Raw genomic sequence first — 2,360 nt, forward strand, 5'->3', positions numbered from 1 at the left:
ACGCGATACCAACATCGACACTAATGGGTGTGACGTAGAAACAACAGTTAAAGAAAATTGGTTTAGCAAGGAAACTATTGAAAAAATTGACTGTCCCGAACCAGAATCCGATCGACCAGAACCCGAAGAATCGGATGAATCTCCAGAAAGCGACGATCGATCCGAAACTCAAGCAGTGGATGAATTTTTAGCTGAGGACGAAGATCCAAGTCTAGACGAATTTTTAGCTGAGGATTCCCCAGCAGAAACTCAGGTTAGCTATGAATCCTCGTCAGAGTCAGAAATGGAGTGTTAGCACTTCAATGTCAAAGAGTGAGCGGGGCGGAGATTCCTCAACGATGAGCTATCTATCACCCTCGCCGCCAACTACTAACAGAGGTATGGCGGGAGTAACCCGCACTTTAGATGGCATGAGGATACCCGATCCTCAACAGGTATAGAGTTGGGTAAGAGCAGGAATGGGAAAAATAGCTGAGGATATCGGGCGTCTAGCTATTAAAGGTAATTTAGGTCTTGTTTCTAGATTTTTGGAAAAAAGTTTTTGGGAATTTTGCATAACGCTATTCAAAACGGCTGATAACTAAATCATCAGTACACAACACCAACTACTTTCGGGATTAAAAATTATGTTACGTCAAATCGCCATCGCTTCCATTCTCACTCTCAGTAGTGCTGTTACTCTCGTCAACCCCGCTCAGGCTCAAACCTCCGATGCTCAACTCAATAGCATCTTACGTCAATCGAGACAAGCAGTATCAGAGACTAACAGCTATATGAATAATGTAGTTCGTCCTGAAGCACAACGCTATCAAAACTATCTCAATTTGCTCCGACAACTCTGCGAGCGGCGCTACTCAAAAGCTTGTCAAGAGTATTATATTCGCATGGGCGGTCAACTCCAGCATCAGGATCGAGTCCAACAGCAGTATAACTACTATATCCAATGGGTGAATAGCCTGAAACCGTAGGTAATCGATCGACAATAAAGCACGAGCTAAAACTTGCAAGCTAGCATTAGTAATAAAGTTCGATAAAAAGAAGCAGCTTTGATGACTACATGACAAGTTTTTAGCTATATTTTACCGACACAGCGATGTAAACACTTAGAGATTAATGAGAGTCAAAAATATGCACCAACTCAAACTTACTTTGCTCGCGTTCACCACAATGTTTGCTGTTAGCTCGCCAGCTTTCGCTCAAGAACAACAAGTATTTCCAGGCACGATCCAATTTGGACAACAAAACTCGGTAGATCTAATCGGTGCTGGCGCGAGTATCATCAATAGTTTAATCAATCCACCCAGTCGCTCGGCAGAAATTATGGCGAATGCGGAGATTAAGAAAGCCCAAATTGCTGCTGAAGCCGAAATTACCAAGGAAAAATTACGAATCGAAGCAAGTAAAAGTCCGGATCGAGTTACCCCTGTACTCAGTCGATGGGGTGTCAGTCAAGTTCCTTGTGGAGCGGGTGCGGTGTTTATTAATGGCATCACGACAGAGACTGTTTGTATCCAACCGAGCAATACGATCGCCGCAGGTTATTACACCTATGACAGTATCGGACAACAGTTAGTTCGCAGTGGTAATAGTGTCCCAAATATTCAAACTACTACAGTATCTAGCCCTAGTTTCAGATCTGCCAGAGACAGTAGCTTCTAAATCAATCAGTAAAGATCGAGTATTTAACACCTACCTAAAACCAATGAAACTAACAACTATCGCTCAATTTTTACTAACTGGTATTATCTTTAGCACTGCTGGATTGAGTTCTGAATCAGTTTTGGCTCAACAATTACCACCGATTGTCGATAGTAATGTTAGAACTGGTTCGACAGGTCAAGGTTCAAATAATAATATACCTGAAGTAATTGTTGCCGCAGCATCTAGTCTCAAAGTCAGTTGTCAAGATTTTAAAACAGTCGTCCAAAAAGGCGATCGTCAAGCCGTAATGGTAACGTGGAATTACAATGGGTTCGGTCGAGAATTTACTCCTGAAAAACGCTGTCAGATGGTATCAGAACGGCTCCAGCAAGCTGCAAATCTTAATGGTGGTACTTTCAAAGAGTTACAGCTAGCCAGCGGTACGGTTAATTCTCAAGTTGTGATTTGTGCGGTACAGTCCAATGGTCAAAGATGCGATCGGCAAAATATGTTATTTACACTCAATCCTGAAAACGCGCGCAATCCTGAAGCCACGATGCAGAAAATCTTCACTTTCGCCCAAAATGGTCGCAGCTCGGTTCAGGAAAGTACTCGATCGCAGCCACGCTCGGCAGATCTAAATTTGGGAAATTGGGAAAACAGAGCATTTCCTCAAGCGAATAGCTCTTTAAAGAACGAGCGAAATAATCCAGATACTG

Annotated in this window: 3 protein-coding genes and 1 pseudogene; all 4 read left to right on the top strand. The window is 42.8% G+C overall.

The annotated features are described in order from the left end of the window. Positions 1 to 295: pseudogene (locus tag C7B77_RS30565) on the top strand (hypothetical protein); the annotation flags it as partial. 331 nt (positions 296 to 626) lie between these two features. Then, positions 627 to 968 (top strand): hypothetical protein, encoded by a 342-nt coding sequence (locus C7B77_RS28340; protein ID WP_106312932.1) that lies wholly within the window; start codon positions 627 to 629, stop codon positions 966 to 968. A 145-nt stretch (positions 969 to 1,113) separates the two neighbouring features. Further along, entirely contained in the window at positions 1,114 to 1,659 is a 546-nt protein-coding gene (locus tag C7B77_RS28345) for a hypothetical protein (RefSeq protein ID WP_146138584.1), read from the top strand. Between the two features lie 43 nt (positions 1,660 to 1,702). After that, on the top strand, positions 1,703 to 2,360 hold a 658-nt coding region (locus tag C7B77_RS28350; RefSeq protein ID WP_106312940.1), incomplete at its 3' end, for a COP23 domain-containing protein.

Origin of the sequence: Chamaesiphon polymorphus CCALA 037, from assembly GCF_003003845.1 — a bacterium.
Taxonomy (GTDB): Bacteria; Cyanobacteriota; Cyanobacteriia; order Cyanobacteriales; family Chamaesiphonaceae; genus Chamaesiphon; species Chamaesiphon polymorphus.